Origin of the sequence: Haloactinomyces albus (assembly GCF_031458135.1) — a bacterium.
In the GTDB taxonomy this organism is placed as follows: Bacteria; Actinomycetota; Actinomycetes; order Mycobacteriales; family Pseudonocardiaceae; genus Haloactinomyces; species Haloactinomyces albus.
In genome coordinates this window covers 2705986-2723739 of the sequence record NZ_JAVDXW010000001.1, presented here as the reverse complement: position 1 = coordinate 2723739, position 17754 = coordinate 2705986, and the positions used below count along the sequence as shown (strand labels likewise).

Below are 17754 nucleotides of genomic sequence, written 5' to 3'. Positions count from 1 at the left end.
ATGTCATGGGGTCCCCACGGTGAGCATGGCGGCGACCAGCAGGACACCGCCGGCGAGCATGGACAGGGCGTAGGACCGGACGAACCCGGTCTGCCAGCGCCGGAGACCGCGGGAAGCACCGCCGAGGAACGCGGCCACGCCGTTGACCGCCCCGTCGACGCCCCGGTTGTCGACCTGCACCAGTCCCCGCGTCAGCCACGAGATCGGGCGCACGACCACCACGCGGTTGAACGCATTGCCGTACAGGTCGGCACGCGCGGCCCGCACCGGCGGCGAGACCCGCTGCGGCCGGGCCACCGCCACCGGTTTGCGCCCGACGAACAGCCACGCGACCACCACACCGAGCGCGGCAAAACCGACGGTGAGCAGCTGAATCACCGAGTGCGGCAGCGCACCGTGGCCCTCCTGCAGCTCTCCCAGGGCAGGCGTGAGAAAACTCACCAGTCGTTCACCGGTGGTGAAGAACAGTCCGGCTCCGACCGAGCCGAGGGCGAGCACGATCATCGGCGCCGTCATCACGGCGGGCGACTCGTGCGGATGGAACTTCTCGCCGTTGGAGTCGGTGAGGTTCTCCCATCGGCGTTCACCGAAGAACGTCATCAACACCAGGCGGGTCATGTAGAACGCCGTGAGAGCGGCACCGAGCACCGCCACCCCACCGAAGACCCAGCCCTGCCAGCCGCCCGTACCGAAGGCCGCCGCGATGATGGCGTCCTTGGAGTAGTAGCCGGACAGGAACGGAAACCCGATCAGCGCCAAGTAGCCGAGCCCGAAGGTGGCGAAGGTGATCGGCATGTACCGGCGAAGACCACCGAACTTGCGCATGTCGACCTCGTCGTTCATGCCGTGCATGACCGAGCCCGCCCCCAGGAACAGTCCCGCCTTGAAGAAGCCGTGCGTGAGCAGATGCATGATGCCCAGCGCGTATCCGGCGGGGCCGAGGCCGACGGCGAGCATCATGTACCCGATCTGACTGACCGTGGAGTAGGCCAGCACCTTCTTGATGTCGTCGTAGGCGCAGCCGATCACGCAGCCGACCAGCAGGGTCACGGCACCGACGACGGCGACGGCGAGTTGTCCCCCTGGCGACAGCGTGTACAGCGGGTTCGCCCGGGCGATCAGGTAAACGCCCGCGGTGACCATCGTCGCCGCGTGGATCAACGCCGACACCGGGGTGGGGCCCTCCATGGCATCCGGCAGCCACGCCTGCAGCGGAACCTGACCGGACTTTCCACAGGCACCCAGCAACAGCAGCAGCGTGATCGCCAGCAGCGTACCGGAGGAGAGCTCACCGGCCCGGGCGAAGACCTCGCTGTACTGGGTGGTCCCCAGCTGCGCGAACAGCAGGAAGATCGCCAGCGCCAGGCCGACATCGCCGACGCGGTTCATGACGAACGCCTTCGTCGCCGCGCCTGCCGCGGACGGGCGTTGCTGCCAGAACCCGATCAGCAGGTAGGAGGCGAGACCGACACCCTCCCAGCCGAGGTAGAGCGTCACGAAGCTGTTGCCCAGCACCAGGATCAGCATCGCGGCGACGAACAGGTTCAGATAGGCGAAGAACCGGCGCCGTTCCGTGTTCTGCGCACCGCTGCGGCCCTGCTGGTCGTGGGCCATGTAGCCGACCGAGTAGATGTGGATCAATGCTCCGACCCCGGTGATCAGCAGGATGAACACCAGCGACAGCGGGTCGATCCGCAATCCGAAATCGACTTGCAGTGCCCGGACCGGGATCCAGGAAAACAGGTGCACCTGCTGTGCCTGTCCCCCGCCGGCGGTGGCGAACAGCACCAGCCCGTACACGAACGAGGTGATCACCGTGGCACATCCGAGCAGGTGGCCCCAGCCGTTCGCCCGCCTGCCTGCGAGCAGCAGCACGGCCGCCCCCAGCAGTGGCAACGCGATCATCAACCACGCGTTGGTCTGGATCACACCCTGAGCAGCCTGCACCGGCTCCGGGCTGGCCGGAAACGAAGTCGTCACGCTGGCTCTCCGTCCATTCCCTCTGGGCTAGTACTTCAGCAGGTTGGCGTCGTCGACAGAGGCCGACCGGCGCGTCCGGAAGATCGACATGATGATGGCCAGTCCGACCACGACCTCGGCGGCGGCCACGACCATCACGAAGAAGGCCATGACCTGTCCGTCCACCGAGCCTTCGACACGCGCGAACGTGACCAGCGACAGATTGACGGCGTTGAGCATGAGCTCGATGCACATGAACACGACGATCGCGTTGCGCCGCACCAGCACACCGACCGCGCCGATGGTGAACAGCAATGCCGACAACAACAGGTAGTAGGTGGGGGTCACTGCCGGACCTCCTCGGGTGAGGTGGAGTCGGTGTCCACATCGCGATCGCCGCCGTCACCGCCGCCGTCGTGTCCGTTGGCGCCGCCGTGGCCGTTGAATCCGTTGTCGTTGCCGCCCTCGGCATACGACGCCCCGGAGGGGGTCTCCGGTACGTCTCCTTCACCTGCCACGGTGTTTCCGGGGCTCGTACCGCCTGGGGCCGTGCCGCCGGTGTCCGTGCCGACGGGGTCCGTCGTTCCTCGGGGATCCGTGCCGGTGCCCTGCTCACCGTGCCCATCCGGCGCTCGGCCGGTCGACTCCCGCTTCCTCGGTTCCCGCCCGGTCAGGGCATGGGGGTCCGGCTGCCTGGCCCGTCCCGAGACCTCCGCACGCTCCTGGGACAGGCGCTCCACCGGGGTGTTGTCGAGGATCTCCGACAACGACTCCGGAGCCACCGACCCGTCCGGAAGCAGGGCGGGGGTCGCCACCGAGTTCGTCGTCGCGTAGACACCGGGTCCCGGCAGCGGCGAGGGCCGTGCATGTTCACCGCGGAACCGTGCCTCGACCGTCTCCCGCTGGGTCCGGCGAGGCTTGCGCCCCTTGCCGCCGTAGGCCAGGACCATCGCGCCGAGTGCGGCGGTGATCAGCAGTGCCGAGGTCAGCTCGAACGGGAACAGGTAGTCGGTGAAGATGAGCCGGCCGAGGCCGCCCGCACCACCGCCCTCGGCCGACCACGGGTCCAGCGGAGCGGCGGGCTGCACACCGGTCAGCGAACGCGCGAGTCCGGCCGCCAGCAGCACCGCGAACCCGATCCCCAGCACGGCGGCGGCGAGTCGCTGACCACGCAGCACCTCGACCACCGAGTCGGACGCGTCCCTGCCGACCATCATCAGCACGAACAGGAACAGCATCATGATCGCACCGGTGTAGACGATGATCTGCGTGAACCCGAGGAACTGGGCGCTCTGGGCCATGTACAGCACACCCAGGCTCAGCATCGTCAGCACCAGCCACAGCGCGGAGTGCACCGCGCTGCGGGCGAAGATCATGCCGAGCGCACCCACCAGGGCCAGCGGCCCGAGGAGCCAGAAGACCACGGTCTCCCCGGTCCCGACGACGTCCTGCGACGGCGTCTGGGCGAGGACGGCGGTGGCCGTCGCCGCGAACGTCATCACCGTCCGGCCTCCTCGTGCCCGGTTTCGACCGTCTCGTTCTCCGGCACGCCCTTGTCCCGAGCGAGATCGGGGCCGTGCACGTAGTAGTCCTGCTCGTCCTCACCCAGGCGCATGGGATGCGGCGGCTGTTCCATGCCGGGCAGCAGCGGCGCCATCAGGTCTTCCTTGGTGTAGATCAGGTTCTGCCGGTTGTCATCGGCCGTCTCGTACTCGTTGGTCATCGTCAGCGAGCGAGTCGGGCATGCCTCGATGCACAGCCCGCAGCCGATGCAGCGCAAATAGTTGATCTGGTAATCGAGACCGAACCGTTCACCGGGGGAGTACCGCTCGTCCTCGGTGTTCGTCCCGCCCTCGACGAAGATCGCATCGGCCGGGCACGCCCAGGCACACAGCTCGCAGCCGACGCATTTCTCCAGACCGTCCGGGTGCCGGTTGAGCTGGTGCTTGCCGTGGAACCGAGGTGCCGGGATCTTCTTGACCTCGGGGTATTCCTCGGTGACGACCTTTTTGAACATGGTCGAGAACGTGACACCGAAGCCCTTCAGGGGATCAAACACTCCCATCGGGCGCCTCCTTCGTTGAGCTGTTGCCACCCTCGCCGTCTTCCGACGACTGCGTTCGCGGGTGTTCGGCGGCCGACACACCGGACGACACCGGCGTGCGCCGTCGTGGGGTCTGCGGCACCCGGAGGTCCAGCGGCGGGACGGGATAGCCACCGCCGGACAGCGGTGCCTCCGGCTCGGACTCGGGTTCCTCTGGAGGCCGGTCGGGAATGAGGAACGTCGCCACGAGCAGTACGGCGATGGCTCCTCCCCCGATGAGCAGGAACTGCTGGGAGCTGACCACCTCGGTATTGCGCAGTCCCCTGATCGCGGTGACCGCGCAGATCCACACCAGGCTGACCGGCACCAGCACCTTCCAGCCCAGGTTCATGAACTGGTCGTAACGCAGACGCGGCAGCGTGGCACGCAGCCAGATGAACAGGAACAGGAACCCGAGGGTCTTGAGCAGGAACCACAGCGCGGGCCACCAGCCGGTGTTGAGCACTCCGTCACCGATCAGCGACAGCGGCCACGGTGCGTGCCAGCCACCGAGGAACAGCGTGGTGGCCAGTGCGGAAACCGTGACCATGTTGATGTATTCGGCCAGGAAGAACAGCGCGAACTTCAGCGAGGAGTACTCGGTGTGGAACCCGCCGACGAGCTCGGATTCGGCCTCGGGCAGGTCGAAGGGGGCCCGGTTGGTCTCACCGACCATCGCGATCACGTAGACCGCGAAGCTGAACGGCAGCAACGCGAAGAACCAGCCACCCGCCTGTGCCTCGACGATGCCTGCGGTGGACAGGGTCCCCGAGTACATGATGACCGCGACGAACGACAGCCCCATCGCGATCTCGTAGGAGATCACCTGCGCTGCCGAGCGCAGCGAGCCCAGCAGCGGATACGGCGAACCCGACGCCCACCCGGCCAGCACGATCCCGTACACGCCGATGGAGGCGCTGGCGAGCACGACGAGCAGTCCGACCGGCAACTCCACCAGCTGCAGCGCGGTTTCCTCCCCGAAGAGAGTGACCTTCGGGGCGATCGGCATCACCGAGAACGACACCAGCGCGGGAGTCGCCGAGATCACCGGCGCCAGGATGTAGACCCACTTGTCGGCCAGAACCGGGCGGATGTCCTCCTTGAAGGCCAGTTTCAACCCGTCGGCCAGCGACTGCAGGATCCCGAACGGGCCCGCACGGTTGGGCCCCGGCCGGTGCTGCATCCTGCCGATCACGCGCCGTTCGGCCCAGATCGTGAGCAGCGTCATCACGACCAGAAAGGCGAAGGTTCCCACGACCTTGATCAGGATGAGCCAGATCGGGTCGTCGGCGAGCAGCCTGGCTGTCTCGGTCATGCCCCACCCCCGTCGGTGTGCGACTCCTCGATACGTGTCCCGGACGCCCCTGCCGAACTACCGAGCCGGGTGGCCGCTCCGGCCGGGTTGTCCGGCCGCGCCGGGTTGTCCCGGGTGGGTGGCCCCGCGCTGGCGCCCGGCGTCTCCGCGGCGGTGAGTTCGACCAGGGCACCGTGCCCGGTGCCGAGCCCGCGGTGCACCTTCGACGGCCCGGAGTTGCCGGGCAGCCACACCACTCCGTCGGGCATCTCGGTGATCTCTGAGGCGATGGTGAGTGATCCGGCGGGTCCGGTGACCGTGACCGGCTGGTGTTCGGCCAGGCCGAGCCGCCGCGCGGTGTCCGCGGACAGCCGTGCCACCGGTGGGCGTGCGGTTCCGGCGAGGTTGGGCTCGCCGTCCTGCATCGAGCCGTTGTCGAGCAACTGGCGCCAGGTCGCCAGCAGGGCCTGGCCCGACCCCGGCTGCGGCGGCTGCTGGGCGGGCACCCGTGGTGCCTGCTGCCGAGGGCCCGTGTGGGGTCCGAGGCGCCCGAGTTCGCCTGCCACGGCGGCCGGAGTCTGGGTGAACAGGTCCACGTCCATCTCCACCGCGAGCGTGTCCAGTACGCGGCAGTCCGGCAACGCGCCGGTGCCCTCGATGGTGATGTGGAACTCGCGGCTGCGGCCCTCCCAGTTCAGGAAGGTGCCCGACTTCTCCACGGTCGGTGCGATCGGAAGCACCACGTCGGCGTACTCGGTGGCTGCACTGGGGCGTAGTTCGAGACTGACCACGCATTCGGCCCGTTGCAGTGCCTGCCCGGCCAGCTCGGGGTCGGGCACGTCCTCCGGATCCACCCCACCGATCAGCAGCCCGGACAGTTCTCCGGAAGCCGCGGCCGCGAGGATGCCGTCCGTGTCCCGGCCCGCGGTGCCGGGCAGCGCATCCGCATCCAGACCCCATGCCCGTTCGATTTCGGCGCGTGCCGCGGCATCGGTGACCGGACGGCCACCGGGCAGCAACGTGGGCAGGGTGCCCGCTTCCAGGGCACCGCGCTCCCCGGCGCGGCGCGGAATCCAGGCGATCCGGGCCCCCGTGCGCTCGGCCACCTGCAGGGCCGCCGAGTACAGGCCCGGAATCCGCGCGGCACGCTCACCGAGTACGAGGACCGAGCCCGCACCGCGCATTTGCTCATCCACATCGGACGGAAGATCGTGCAGTGCCGCGGCCTCACCACCCGGCGGGCACGGCAGCAGACCACCGGAGTGAATCGGACTGCCCGATCCGACGATGTCGACGGTTTTTTCCACCCCGGGCGAGTCCCACTGCCCGAGGTGGAAGACCTTCGTGTGCCCCTTGCGTGCGGCCTTGCGCAGCCGCAGGAACACGATCGGGGATTCCTCCTCCGGCTCGAATGCCACGCACAGCACCGCAGGCGCGGCCTCCAGCTCGGCGTAGGTCACTCCGCCCTCGCCGGGGCCGGTACCGACCACGGTCGAGGCCAGGAAGTCCAGTTCCTCCGCCGAGTGTGCGCGCGCACGGTGATCGATATCGTTGGTACCCAGCGCCATCCGGGCGAACTTGGCGTAGGCGTAGGCGTCCTCGACGGTCAGCCGACCACCCGGCAATACGCCGACACCGCGGGAGTCCCGAGCCGCCATCAGCCCATCCGCCGCAGTGCGCAACGCTTCCGTCCACGATGTCTCGCGGAGCCGACCAGTCGCGGCGTCGCGAATCATCGGGCGGGTGAAGCGGTCGGTGGCCGACGCGTAGTGGAACGCGAAACGTCCCTTGTCGCAGTTCCACTCCTCGTTGACCTCGGGGTCCTCACCGGCGAGCCTGCGCATCACCCTGCCCCGGCGCCAGTCCGTGCGCTGAGAACAACCCGACGAGCAGTGCTCGCAGATACCGGGCGTGGACACCAGGTCGAACGGCCGCGAGCGGAACCGGTAGTCGGCACTGGTCAGTGCCCCGACCGGACAGATCTGGATGGTGTTGCCGGAAAAGTACGATTGGAACGGCTGCTGCTCGGCAATGCCGATCTGCTGCAGTGCACCGCGTTCCAGCAACTCGATGAACGGATCACCGGCGATCTGCTTGGAGAATCGGGTGCAGCGCTGGCACAGCACGCACCGCTCGCGGTCCAGCAGGATCTGCGAGGAGATCGAAACCGGTTTGGCGAAGGTGCGCTTCTGGTCGCGGAATCGGGATTCGCTGCGACCGTGCTTGAGCGCCTGGTTCTGCAGCGGGCACTCGCCGCCCTTGTCGCACACCGGGCAGTCCAGCGGATGGTTGATCAGCAGCAGCTCCATCACGCCCTGCTGTGCCTTGTCCGCCACCTGCGAGGTCTGCTGGGTTTTGACGACCATGCCGTCGCCGACGGTCATCGTGCAGGAAGCCTGCGGTTTCGGCATCGGCTTGCCGTTCACCTCGACCTCGACCAGGCACTGGCGGCACGCCCCCGCCGGATCCAGCAGTGGGTGGTCACAGAACCGCGGGATCACGATGCCCATCCGTTCGGCGGTGCGGATGAGCAGCTCGCCCTGCGGCGCGTCGACCTCCACGCCGTCGATCGTCAGCCGCACGTGTCCCTCCGGGACCGGGCGGGTGTGTGCTTCTGATGCCACCGTCATCGGACCGCTCCTGCCAGTGCGGGATCGCCTGCCTGGGACCTGTTCCGGTCCTCGTCCTGTGTTGCCTCCGCGCCCTCGTTTCGCTCACACAGGGCGAGGAATTCCTCGCGGAAGTACTTGATGCCGCTGGTGATCGGGCTGACGGCCCCGTCGCCGAGCGCGCAGAACGAGCGGCCGAGGACGTTGTCGCAGACGTCGAGCAGGGTGTCTATGTCCTCTTCGGTGCCGTGGCCGTCGACCATCCGCTCCAGCACCTGGGCCAGCCAGAAACAGCCCTCCCGGCACGGGGTGCACTTGCCGCAGGACTCGTGCTCGTAGAACTGTGTCCACTTCATCACCGCCCACGGCACCGACACCGTCTCGTTGAAGATCATCAGTGCCGTGGTGCCCAGCATCGACCCGGCCTCGGTGGCCCCCTCGAAGTCGAGCGGTACATCCAGATGCTCCGCGGTGAACAGCGGCGTCGACGACCCGCCGGGAGTCCAGAACTTCAGCGGGATGCCGTCTTTCATGCCTCCCGCGAGTTCCAGCAACTCGCGCAGCGTCGTCCCCAGCGGAGCCTCGTACTGACCGGGGTTTTCCACGTGCCCGGAGATCGAGTAGATCTTCGGTCCCGGCGACTTCTCCCTGCCCATCGTGCGGAACCAGTCCGAGCCACCGTTGACGATGTAGGGCACCGACGCGATCGTCTCGACGTTGTTGACCGTGGTCGGGCAGGCGTACAGCCCGGCCTGGGCCGGGAACGGCGGCTTCAGTCGCGGCTGGCCGCGCTTGCCCTCCAGCGAGTCCAGCAGCGCGGTCTCCTCGCCACAGATGTAGGCACCGGCCCCGGCGTGCACCACGATGTCGAGGTCGAAACCGGAGTCGAGGACGTTCTTGCCCAGGTATCCGGCACCATAGGCCTCGCGCACCGCGTGCTGCAGGCGCCGCACACAGTGCAGTGCCTCGCCGCGCACGTAGATCATGCAGTGGTTGGCCCGCATCGCGTAGCTCGCGATGATGCAACCTTCGATCAGCGAGTGCGGGTCGGCCATCATCAGCGGCACGTCCTTGCACGTGCCCGGCTCGCCCTCATCGGCGTTGATGACCAGGTAGTGCGGCTTGGACGGCTCCTTCGGCATGAAGCCCCACTTCACGCCCGCGGGGAAGCCTGCCCCACCGCGCCCCCGCAGGCCCGCGGACTTGACCAGTTCGATGAGCTGATCGGGGTCCGCCCGCAATGCCGTGCGCAGTGCCGTGTAACCCTCGAGCTGTTCATAGGTCGACAGCGTCCAGGACTCCGGCGACAACCAGCGCCGGGTCAGCACCGGCGTCAGTGGAGCTGTTGTCGGGGGCTCCGTCGTCGACGAGTTCGGAGACCCCGGACGGGCGTTCGCTTCCGTCATCGCCTGCCCTCACTTCTTTTCCGGTAGCGGTGGAAGTTCGGCGTCGTCCGGCATCGCCGGGGCCGTCCAGCCGTTCTCGTGGGCGACTTTGGCGCCCTGCAGCGTCTCCGGCGCCGCCGAGGACCCGGCGACGGACTCGTCGGCACCGGGACCGTCGAAGAATCCGGCGAGCTGACGCTCGGCGTCGCGGAAGTCGGTCAGCGGCGCGCCCCGGCTCGGTGCGGGTTTCTCCCCGCGCTGCAGCGCCTTCACCAGCTCCAGCGCTGCCTGCGGCGTCTGCTTGTCGTAGTACTCGTAGTTGACCTGCAACACCGGAGCGAGGTCGCAGGCGGCGAGGCACTCGGCGTGCTCCAGCGTGATCGAGCCCTGCTCACCCGGGGTTCCGGCGGTGCCCTCGTGGCCGACGCCGAGGTGTTCGCCCAGCTCCCGGTAGATCGCGTCCCCGCCGAGTGCGGCGCACAGCGTGTTCGTGCACACACTCACCAGGTGCTGCCCGCAGGGCTTGCGCTTGTACATCGTGTAGAAGGTCGCGACCGCACTGACCTCTGCTGTGGACAGTGCCAACTGCTCGGCGCAGAACTCCATGCCCTCGGTGGTGACGTGCCCCTGCACCGACTGGACCAGGTGCAGCAGCGGCAACAGCGCCGACCGGGACTCCGGATAGCGGTCGATGATCCGTTTCGCGTCGGCACGCACGTCCTCGCCGAACACCGACGTGTCCACGCGGGGGTGCGTCACCGACTCGGATGTTGTCGTGAAGTCGAACTGTTCGGTCATCAGCGATCCACCCCACCCATGACCGGGTCGAGCGAGGCGACGGCCGCGATCACGTCCGCCACCAGGCCGCCCTCGGCCATTGCCGGAAAAGCCTGCAGGTTCACGAAACTGGGATCACGTACGTGCACGCGCATCGGCCGGGTCCCGCCGTCGGAGACCACGTGATAGCCGAGTTCGCCGCGCGGGGCCTCGACCGGCGAGTACACCTGCCCCGGCGGCACGTCGAAACCCTCGGTGACCAATTTGAAGTGATGGATCAGCGACTCCATCGACTGACCCATGATCTTGCGGACGTGCTCCAGCGAGTTGCCCATGCCGTCCGGTCCGATGGTCAGCTTCGCAGGCCACGCGATCTTCGGGTCGTCCACCATCACCGGCCCCGGCTCCAGCTTGTCCAGGCACTGGCGCACGATCCGCAGCGACTGGCGGATCTCCTCCACCCGGATCAAAAACCGCGAGAAGCAGTCCGCATCGGTGCTCGTGGGCACCTCGAAGTCGAACTGCTCGTAGCCGCAGTACGGCTCGACCTTGCGCAGGTCCCACTCCAGGCCTGCCGAGCGCAGCAGCGGCCCGGTCGCCCCCAGGGCCAGGCAGGCGTCGAGCGGCAGGTAGCCGACGTTCTGCAACCGCTGCTTCCAGATCGGCTGGCCGGAGAACAACTTGTCGTAGTCCGGCAACCGCTGGTCCATCACCTTGCAGAACTCCAGGATCTTCTCCCGGTACCCCTCCGGCAGGTCCTGGGCCACCCCGCCCGGCCGGATGAACGCGTGGTTCATCCGCAGCCCGGTGAGGAACTCCAGCAGGTGCAACACTTCCTCGCGGTCGCGGAAACCGAAGGTCATCCCCGTGGTGGAGCCGAGCTCCATCGCACCGGTCGCCAGGAACACCAGGTGCGAGGAGATCCGGTTGAGCTCCATCAGCAGCACCCGGATCGTCTGCGCACGCTCCGGCGCCTCCACCCGCAGCAGCTTCTCCACGCCGAGGCAGTAGGCGGCCTCGTTGTACAGCGGGGCGAGGTAGTCCATGCGCGTCACGAACGTGACGCCCTGGGTCCAGGTGCGGTATTCGGTGTTCTTCTCGATACCGGTGTGCAGGTAGCCGATCACCGAGCGGGCCTTGGTGACCGTTTCACCCTCGAGTTCCAGGACCAGCCGCAGCACCCCGTGTGTCGAGGGATGCTGCGGGCCGAGGTTGATGACGACGCGTTCCTCGCCCTCGGTCTCGTCGATGAACTCGTCCCAGTCACCGCCGGTGACGGTGTAGACCCGCCCCTCGGTGGTTTCCCTGGACGAGGCCGCGAACGGGTCGTCGCCCTGCTGTGTCCGCGCATCGGCGGTGGAACCGGTCAGTGGTTCGGTACTCATCGGCACAGGCACCTCCTCACGTGTATGCCCGGCGCTGGTCGGGTGGCGGAATCTCGGCGCCCTTGTACTCCACCGGAATACCGCCGAGGGGATAGTCCTTGCGCTGCGGATGCCCGTCCCAGTCGTCCGGCATCAGGATGCGCGTCAGTGCCGGATGCCCGTCGTAGACGATGCCGAACATGTCCCACGCTTCCCGCTCCTGGAAGTCCGCGGTCGGGAACACCTCCACGACGGATGGCACGCGGGGTGGCTCGCCCGCTTCGTTCGGCCAGTCCGCCGCCACTTCGACCCGGATGCGGCGACGGTAGGTCAGTGACGTGAGGTGGTAGACGGAATGCAGCCGTTGCGGTACGTCGGGTCCGTAGTCCACACCGGACACCGAACTGCACAGTTCGAACCGCAGCGCCGGATCGTCCCGCAGCGTCCGGCAGGTCTCCACCAGATGCTGCCGATCGACGTAGAAGGTGATCTCACCTCTGTCCACAGTGACCTGCTGCACGGCTTCGGGTGGGATTCCCCTTTCCTGCAATGCCGGAAAGAGGTTGTCGGCCACCTCGTCGAACCACCCACCGTAGGGCCGTTCGGAGGCCGGGGGAACGTAGGCGGGCAATCGAAGCCCACCGTAGCCGGACGTGTCGCCACTGCCGCTGACACCGAACATGCCACGGCGGGAACGCCCCGCCACCACCGGGCCACGCTGCTGCGCCTGCGCTCCCTCGCCCTCGGATGCGGGTTCGAGCCCGTCACCGGGCCGCTCGGCACTGGACCACTCCTCGCCCGGAGCGGGATCGGTCCGCTTGCGTGTGGAGTCGTCATCGGCCATCGAACTCACCTACCCGCACCCAGTTCGTTCCGGTTTTCCTGCTCCGCCGACCGGTCATCCGCCGACCGGCCCCCCGGAGGAAGGCTCTCGATTCCGGAGGCACCCAACTCGCCTTCCGCGCCCATCTCCCGGCGCTGCGTGTCCTGCTGCCGCTCGGCCATCCTGCGTTTGGCAGCGCTCTTCGGTGCGTATTTCCGCGAGGACGCCTCGAGCTCGGTGCGATCGCCGCGCTCTGCCTGGAGCTCGGCGCGTTTGGCATTGATCGGCTCGTCCATGACCTTGGCGTGCAGCTTGAGGATCGCGTCGAGCAGCATCTCCGGCCGGGGCGGGCAGCCGGGCAAGTACATGTCGACCGGGACCACGTGGTCCACGCCCTGCACCACCGCGTAGTTGTTGAACATGCCGCCGGTGGAGGCACACACCCCCATCGCCAGCACCCAGCGCGGCTCGGGCATCTGGTCGTAAATCTGGCGCAGCACCGGCGCCATCTTGTTGGTCACACGCCCGGCCACGATCATCAGGTCGGCTTGGCGCGGGGTGGCGGAGAAACGCTCCATCCCGAACCGCGCAACGTCGTAGCGCGAACCGCCTATGGTCATCATCTCGATCGCGCAGCAGGCCAATCCGAAAGTTGCCGGCCACATCGAGGTCTTTCGGGTCCAGTTGACGAGCTTTTCCACGTTGGCCAACAGGATGCCGTTGGGCAGGCTCTCTTCCAGCCCCATCTCGGCACTCCTTCCCACTTGCCGTCCGCGACGCCAGGGGTGGCGTCCCTCCCGCCTCGGACCGGGGTTTTGCGACTTGCCACCTTCTACCGTGTTCGGCGCACTCCGTCGGCTGCTCCTAGTTCCAGTCCAGACCGCCACGAAGCCACAGATAGAGATCGGCGAGTCCGAACGTGACGATGAACAACACGACTGCGGCCACGCCCCACATCCCGAGGGAGTCGGCGGAGACCGCGTACGGAAAGAGGAAGACCATCTCGATGTCGAACAGGATGAACATCATCGCCGTCAGGTAGTAGGCGACCGGCATCCGGCCACCTCCGACGACGGGCTGCGGCGACGGTTCGATGCCGCACTCGTAGGCGTCGAGTTTGGCCTTGTTGTAGCGGCGCGGGCCGACAAGCGGCGCAATCGCCACGGAGAACACGGCGAATCCCAGTGCCAACGCGAACATCAGCACCAGCGGGATGTAGGGATCCAGCATCGCTCCTGCCCTCCTGTTCCTCGCCTCGGCTGACCACGAGAGTCCCGCCCGCGGCCATGCATTCCGTACTTTATGCGGTGACTTCGATCCGGTCTGTAGTGAGGCGAACCTAACTTTATGAGCTCACGCACACTGTGCAGGGCATCTGATCAGACACGCGCCGTCATGCGCCAGGCGTGAGCCGAGTAGTGGCACTAATCACACGATCCGCGGCATCACCCCCTTTGCCGTCGTGGAGATTCGCCAGCAGCTTCAACACGAAACGCATCAGGGTGACCCTCGGCAGTCCGTGCTTGGTGGCCATGCGCATCACCGTGGGATGACCGATCACCTTGCTGAAAACGTTGCCCAGCCGGAAGTAGCCACCGAGCGCCTCGGACACCGCCTTCGGGTAGCGGGCCAGCGCCTGTTCCCGGGACACTCCCTCGGGACGCGCCTGTGCGTGCACCACACACTCCGCGGCCAACCGGGCCGACTCCATCGCGTAGGCGATGCCCTCGCCGTTGAACGGGTTGACCATTCCGCCCGCATCGCCGACCAGCAACAGGCCGTCGCGGTAGTGCGGCGTCCGGTTGAAGCCCATCGGCAGGGCCGCACCGCCGACCTTGCCGGTCGCGTTCTCCTCGCGGAATCCCCACTCCTGGGGAGTGCCGTCCAACCACGCCCGCAGCAACGCGCGATAGTCGGTCTTGCCATAGGCTCCCGATGTCGACAGGATGCCCAGCCCGGCGTTCACGGTTCCGTCACCCATCCCGAAAAGCCAGCCGTAGCCCGGCAGCAGCTTCGGCTCGTCCGGGTTGGATCGATCCCACAGCTCCAGATGCGATTCGAGATAGTCGTCGGAGGTGCGCGGGCTGTCGTAATAGCGGCGCACGGCCACTCCCATCGGGCGGTCGTCGCGCTTGTCGACGCCCATCGACACCGCCAGCCGCGCCGACACTCCGTCGCAGGCCACGACCAGGGGCGCGTGGTAGGTCACCGGGGCCCGTTCCGGGCCGGACTTCGCCTGCACACCGGTGATCCGGCCGGTGCGATCGTCGCGCAGGGCACCGGTCACCGAGGTGTGCTGCACGATGCGCGCACCCGCGTGCTCGGCATGGCGGGCGAGCAGGTCGTCGAAGTCGTGCCGCGGGCGCACCAGGCCGTAGGGCGGGAAGTCCGCGAGGCTCGGCCAGTCCAGTTCCAGCGTCACACCGCCACCGACGACCCGCAGTCCTCGGTTGTGCAGCCATCCGGCTTCCTGCCTGGTGTCGACTCCCAGATCGATGAGCTGCTTGACCCCGCGCGGCGTAATGCCGTCACCGCAGACTTTCTCGCGGGGGAAGGTGCTCTTTTCCAACACCAGGACATCCAGACCGGCACGCGCCAGGTAGGCCGCCGCGGTCGCTCCGGCCGGACCCGCTCCGACCACGATCACCTCGGCGTCGTCCTCGGCACGGCGTCGGCTGGTGGGGCTTGTCATGACACTCCTCGACTCGGATGGTTGCGCGCAAAGCCGCACGGACGGTGAACTGCTTGTGAACGAGTTCACTAACTACCGAGTCTAGGACGAATCGGACCCGTAATCGACCCCTCCGGAGACGGTCACACGGGTGGCAGCATGGCCTGAGCACCGCCTCCGACCAGTGAAAACAGAGTCGGTGACGCACTCACGCGGAAGAGAATGTGTGTGGATCAACTCCGCAGCGAGTGGGATATCCGCGTTGCTGAAGTTTCCGGGAAGACTTCAACCTTCATCCCCGGTACGGGGACGCGCGATTTTGCCGGAAACCGACACGGCGGAAGCACTACCTCAACTCGTGGGCTTGGTGGCGTGGTGCACGGCCACGGCACCCCCGGTGAGGTCACGCCAGGCGACACCGCTCCACCCGGCCTCGGCGATCTTGGCGGCGAGAGCGCGCTGGTCGGGCCAGGCACGGATGGACTCCGCGAGGTAGACGTAGGCCTCCGGGTTGGACGACACGCTGCGCGCGATCGGGGGCAGGGCCCGCATCACGTAATTCATGTAGATCGTGCGGAACGGGCGCCACGTCGGCGTGGAGAACTCACAGACGACCAGGCGTCCGCCCGGCCGTACGACACGGGCCATCTCGCGCAGCCCCGCAACGGTCCCGGCCAGGTTGCGCAGTCCGAACAGGATCGCCACGGCATCGAAGGACTCGTCGGCGAAGGGCAGGCTCAGGGCGTCGGCGGCGACCATCGGCAAACCACGGTGCCGCCCGGCCGAGAGCATCCCCAGCGAGAAGTCCGCCGCCACGCACTCGGCGCCGGAGCGGGCGAACTCCGCCGTCGACACGCCGGTACCGGCGGCGAGGTCGAGAATGCGCTCTCCCGGCTGCGGATCCAGCGCACGGCGGGTGACCTCCCGCCACCGGCGATCCTGACCGAACGAGAGCACGGTGTTGGTCAGGTCGTAGCGCCGCGCGACATCGTCGAACATCGCGGCGACTTCGCGGGGCTCCCTGTCCAAACCTGCACGTGCCACACCCGCAGCCTACGTGCCGGGCACAGCGCGTCGGGCAGGGCCACGAACAATGGTCCACGCGGACTCGCGGCCCTCGACAACGGCCACACACGAATGTGGCCCGCTGCTCTCCGTCCGTCCACCTGCACTTGGTGTCACGGACACCCGACTCGGTCACACTGGGATAGCATGACGGTCTCTCCCTCCCAGCCCGCCCCAGCCGTGGAGCTCGGACTCGTCTCCCGCGCACTCGAGGTCGCGGGGCGACTTGCCAACGAAGCCGCCGACGTCATCACCGCGACAGCGGGCCGAGGGACGCAGTCGGACATCACTCCACCGGATCGCGACGAGTCACCCTTCGACTGGGTCACCGACACCGGACGCACCCTCGAACGGCACACCCGCCGCGTCCTGGCCGACGAGTTTCCCGGTATACCGGTCTTCGGCGAGGAATTCGATTCCGCGGGCAAGGTCGGTGTGCCCGTACAACCCTCGGCAGGCACCCGATTCCGCTGGGCCGTCGACCCCGTGGACGGGACCGCCAACTACGTCGCGGGCATGCCGTGGTGTGCCTACAGCCTGGCGATGCTCGACGAGCACGGACCCGTCGTGGGAGTGGTTGCCGATCCCTACCGCGCCAGGATTTACGCGGCCGCGCGCGATCGCGGGATGCGTGCCAACGGCAGTCCCGTGCGTCTGACCGACGACAAGGAGGCGCGTGCGGGCATCGTGTGCACCGAGTTCACCAAAACCGGACCGTGGCGGGGAACGGACCGGTTCATCGCCAACGCCGCCGCCGACCACGTCAGCGTACGTGTGCTCGGCTCACCGGCGCTGGCGATCACCCAGGTTGCGCTCGGGCATGCCATGGCCGCCGTGCTGCACTCCTACGAGGAATGGGACGTAGCGGGTGCCCTGGCACTGGCGCTCGAAGCCGGAGCGACCGTGCTGGACAGCACCGGAGCGCCCAGCAGGCTGCCCCGCGGCGGCCTCCTCGTGGCTGTGCCCGGGGCCGCGCAGCGCGCCCTCGACTGGTGGCAACGTGCCCGTCAGGAGGAGATCTCACACGGGCGTGTCGAGCAGTGATGGTGTGGCCCGATTCCCCGAATTCGGGCCGAGTATCACCGACATCGGCCGCAGCAGCGGAAACTCGTCACGCAACCGCGTCACCTGCTCATCCAGGCCGGACGGATCGGAGTGGGTCACCAACTCCAGCACGAGCTCCAGAACCGCATCGGTCACCGCGCCGAATCGCTCCGCGGTCTCCACGAGTTGCCGGTGAACACGTGCTGCCACGGCCCCCGGCTCGGTCTGCCCGGTCTGCCCGGTCTGCTCGGTGGTGCCCGTGGTGACTGCCCGGGCGCTGTCGGCATCCAGGCTGCGCCCCAGCTCCACCAGCGCCCGCACGTTCGACAGCTCGGCATCCATCCTGTGCACCACACCGCTCAGCCGGTGCCGGGTCCGCACGGAGGAAACCGACTCCACGACACGGCCTGCGCGGCACACGGCCTGCTCACAGCGATGCAGCGGCACCGCCCAGACATCCCGCTCCGGCCCCCGGCTCGGGGTGTCCCGGCCCGACCGGGACAGCGGCTGCCCGCCACGCACCCGCTCGCCGTGGACAAGCACATGCTCGTGCTCCTCGGTTCCTCGAAGATCGGTCCGCCGTCCACACCACGCCAACACCGCGACAGCCCCGAGGGCGCCCACCACCAGCGCCACCAGCACCACCTGAACCCAGAAACCGAGCATCACACCACCATGCA

The 17754-nt window shown here is 67.8% G+C and carries 15 protein-coding genes and 1 pseudogene; 1 reads left to right on the top strand and 15 read right to left on the bottom strand.

The features are described from left to right. Window positions 1-3: 3 nt before the first annotated feature. The 14 genes and pseudogenes from nuoL to JOF55_RS12815 all read right to left on the bottom strand — a co-directional run bounded on the left by nuoL (window position 4) and on the right by JOF55_RS12815 (window position 16009). Complete coding sequence (gene nuoL, locus JOF55_RS12880; protein ID WP_310273909.1) at window positions 4-1980, bottom strand: NADH-quinone oxidoreductase subunit L; 1977 nt, start codon at window positions 1978-1980, stop codon at window positions 4-6. 27 nt (window positions 1981-2007) lie between these two features. Further along, window positions 2008-2307 carry an NADH-quinone oxidoreductase subunit NuoK gene (gene nuoK, locus JOF55_RS12875; protein WP_310273907.1) on the bottom strand — a complete coding sequence of 100 codons (300 nt, stop codon included), beginning with the start codon at window positions 2305-2307 and terminating at the stop codon, window positions 2008-2010. 298 nt (window positions 2308-2605) lie between these two features. After that, window positions 2606-3458 (bottom strand): annotated as a pseudogene (locus JOF55_RS12870) (NADH-quinone oxidoreductase subunit J); the annotation flags it as partial. Then, entirely contained in the window at window positions 3458-4024 is a 567-nt protein-coding gene (gene nuoI, locus JOF55_RS12865) for an NADH-quinone oxidoreductase subunit NuoI (RefSeq protein ID WP_310273904.1), read from the bottom strand. The pseudogene JOF55_RS12870 and the gene nuoI, both read right to left, overlap by 1 nt. Beyond that, window positions 4011-5357, bottom strand: a complete 1347-nt coding sequence (gene nuoH / locus JOF55_RS12860; RefSeq protein ID WP_310273902.1) for an NADH-quinone oxidoreductase subunit NuoH — start codon at window positions 5355-5357, stop codon at window positions 4011-4013. The genes nuoI and nuoH overlap by 14 nt, the downstream gene beginning before the upstream one ends. After that, a complete protein-coding gene (locus JOF55_RS12855) occupies window positions 5354-7966 on the bottom strand; it encodes an NADH-quinone oxidoreductase subunit G (protein WP_310273901.1) in 2613 nt (870 codons plus the stop codon). Before JOF55_RS12855 ends, nuoH begins: the two co-directional genes overlap by 4 nt. After that, window positions 7963-9351 carry an NADH-quinone oxidoreductase subunit NuoF gene (nuoF, locus tag JOF55_RS12850; RefSeq protein ID WP_310273899.1) on the bottom strand — a complete coding sequence of 463 codons (1389 nt, stop codon included), beginning with the start codon at window positions 9349-9351 and terminating at the stop codon, window positions 7963-7965. Before nuoF ends, JOF55_RS12855 begins: the two co-directional genes overlap by 4 nt. A 9-nt stretch (window positions 9352-9360) precedes the next feature. Continuing rightward, window positions 9361-10128 carry an NADH-quinone oxidoreductase subunit NuoE gene (gene nuoE, locus JOF55_RS12845; protein ID WP_310273896.1) on the bottom strand — a complete coding sequence of 256 codons (768 nt, stop codon included), beginning with the start codon at window positions 10126-10128 and terminating at the stop codon, window positions 9361-9363. Beyond that, window positions 10128-11492 carry an NADH-quinone oxidoreductase subunit D gene (locus tag JOF55_RS12840; protein WP_310273894.1) on the bottom strand — a complete coding sequence of 455 codons (1365 nt, stop codon included), beginning with the start codon at window positions 11490-11492 and terminating at the stop codon, window positions 10128-10130. Before JOF55_RS12840 ends, nuoE begins: the two co-directional genes overlap by 1 nt. Before the next feature lie 16 nt (window positions 11493-11508). Further along, window positions 11509-12315: an NADH-quinone oxidoreductase subunit C gene (locus tag JOF55_RS12835; RefSeq protein WP_310273892.1), complete on the bottom strand. Its 807-nt coding sequence runs from the start codon at window positions 12313-12315 to the stop codon at window positions 11509-11511. 5 nt (window positions 12316-12320) lie between these two features. After that, window positions 12321-13040: a NuoB/complex I 20 kDa subunit family protein gene (locus JOF55_RS12830; RefSeq protein ID WP_374727274.1), complete on the bottom strand. Its 720-nt coding sequence runs from the start codon at window positions 13038-13040 to the stop codon at window positions 12321-12323. Window positions 13041-13158: 118 nt separating this feature from the next. Further along, window positions 13159-13524 (bottom strand): NADH-quinone oxidoreductase subunit A, encoded by a 366-nt coding sequence (locus JOF55_RS12825; protein ID WP_374727273.1) that lies wholly within the window; start codon window positions 13522-13524, stop codon window positions 13159-13161. A gap of 163 nt (window positions 13525-13687) precedes the next feature. Continuing rightward, window positions 13688-14986 carry a geranylgeranyl reductase family protein gene (locus JOF55_RS12820; RefSeq protein WP_310273891.1) on the bottom strand — a complete coding sequence of 433 codons (1299 nt, stop codon included), beginning with the start codon at window positions 14984-14986 and terminating at the stop codon, window positions 13688-13690. 330 nt (window positions 14987-15316) lie between these two features. After that, the gene (locus tag JOF55_RS12815; RefSeq protein ID WP_310273890.1) at window positions 15317-16009 is read right to left on the bottom strand and encodes a demethylmenaquinone methyltransferase; all 693 of its coding nucleotides are present in this window, start codon (window positions 16007-16009) and stop codon (window positions 15317-15319) included. Between the two features lie 168 nt (window positions 16010-16177). Between JOF55_RS12815 and JOF55_RS12810 the strand changes: the two genes are divergently transcribed. After that, window positions 16178-17074: an inositol monophosphatase family protein gene (locus tag JOF55_RS12810; protein ID WP_310273888.1), complete on the top strand. Its 897-nt coding sequence runs from the start codon at window positions 16178-16180 to the stop codon at window positions 17072-17074. On the opposite strand, the gene JOF55_RS12805 is transcribed toward JOF55_RS12810, so the two are convergent. Next, the gene (locus JOF55_RS12805) at window positions 17051-17740 is read right to left on the bottom strand and encodes a hypothetical protein (RefSeq protein ID WP_310273886.1); all 690 of its coding nucleotides are present in this window, start codon (window positions 17738-17740) and stop codon (window positions 17051-17053) included. The two genes, JOF55_RS12810 and JOF55_RS12805, sit on opposite strands and share 24 nt — an antisense overlap. Window positions 17741-17754 lie beyond the last annotated feature (14 nt).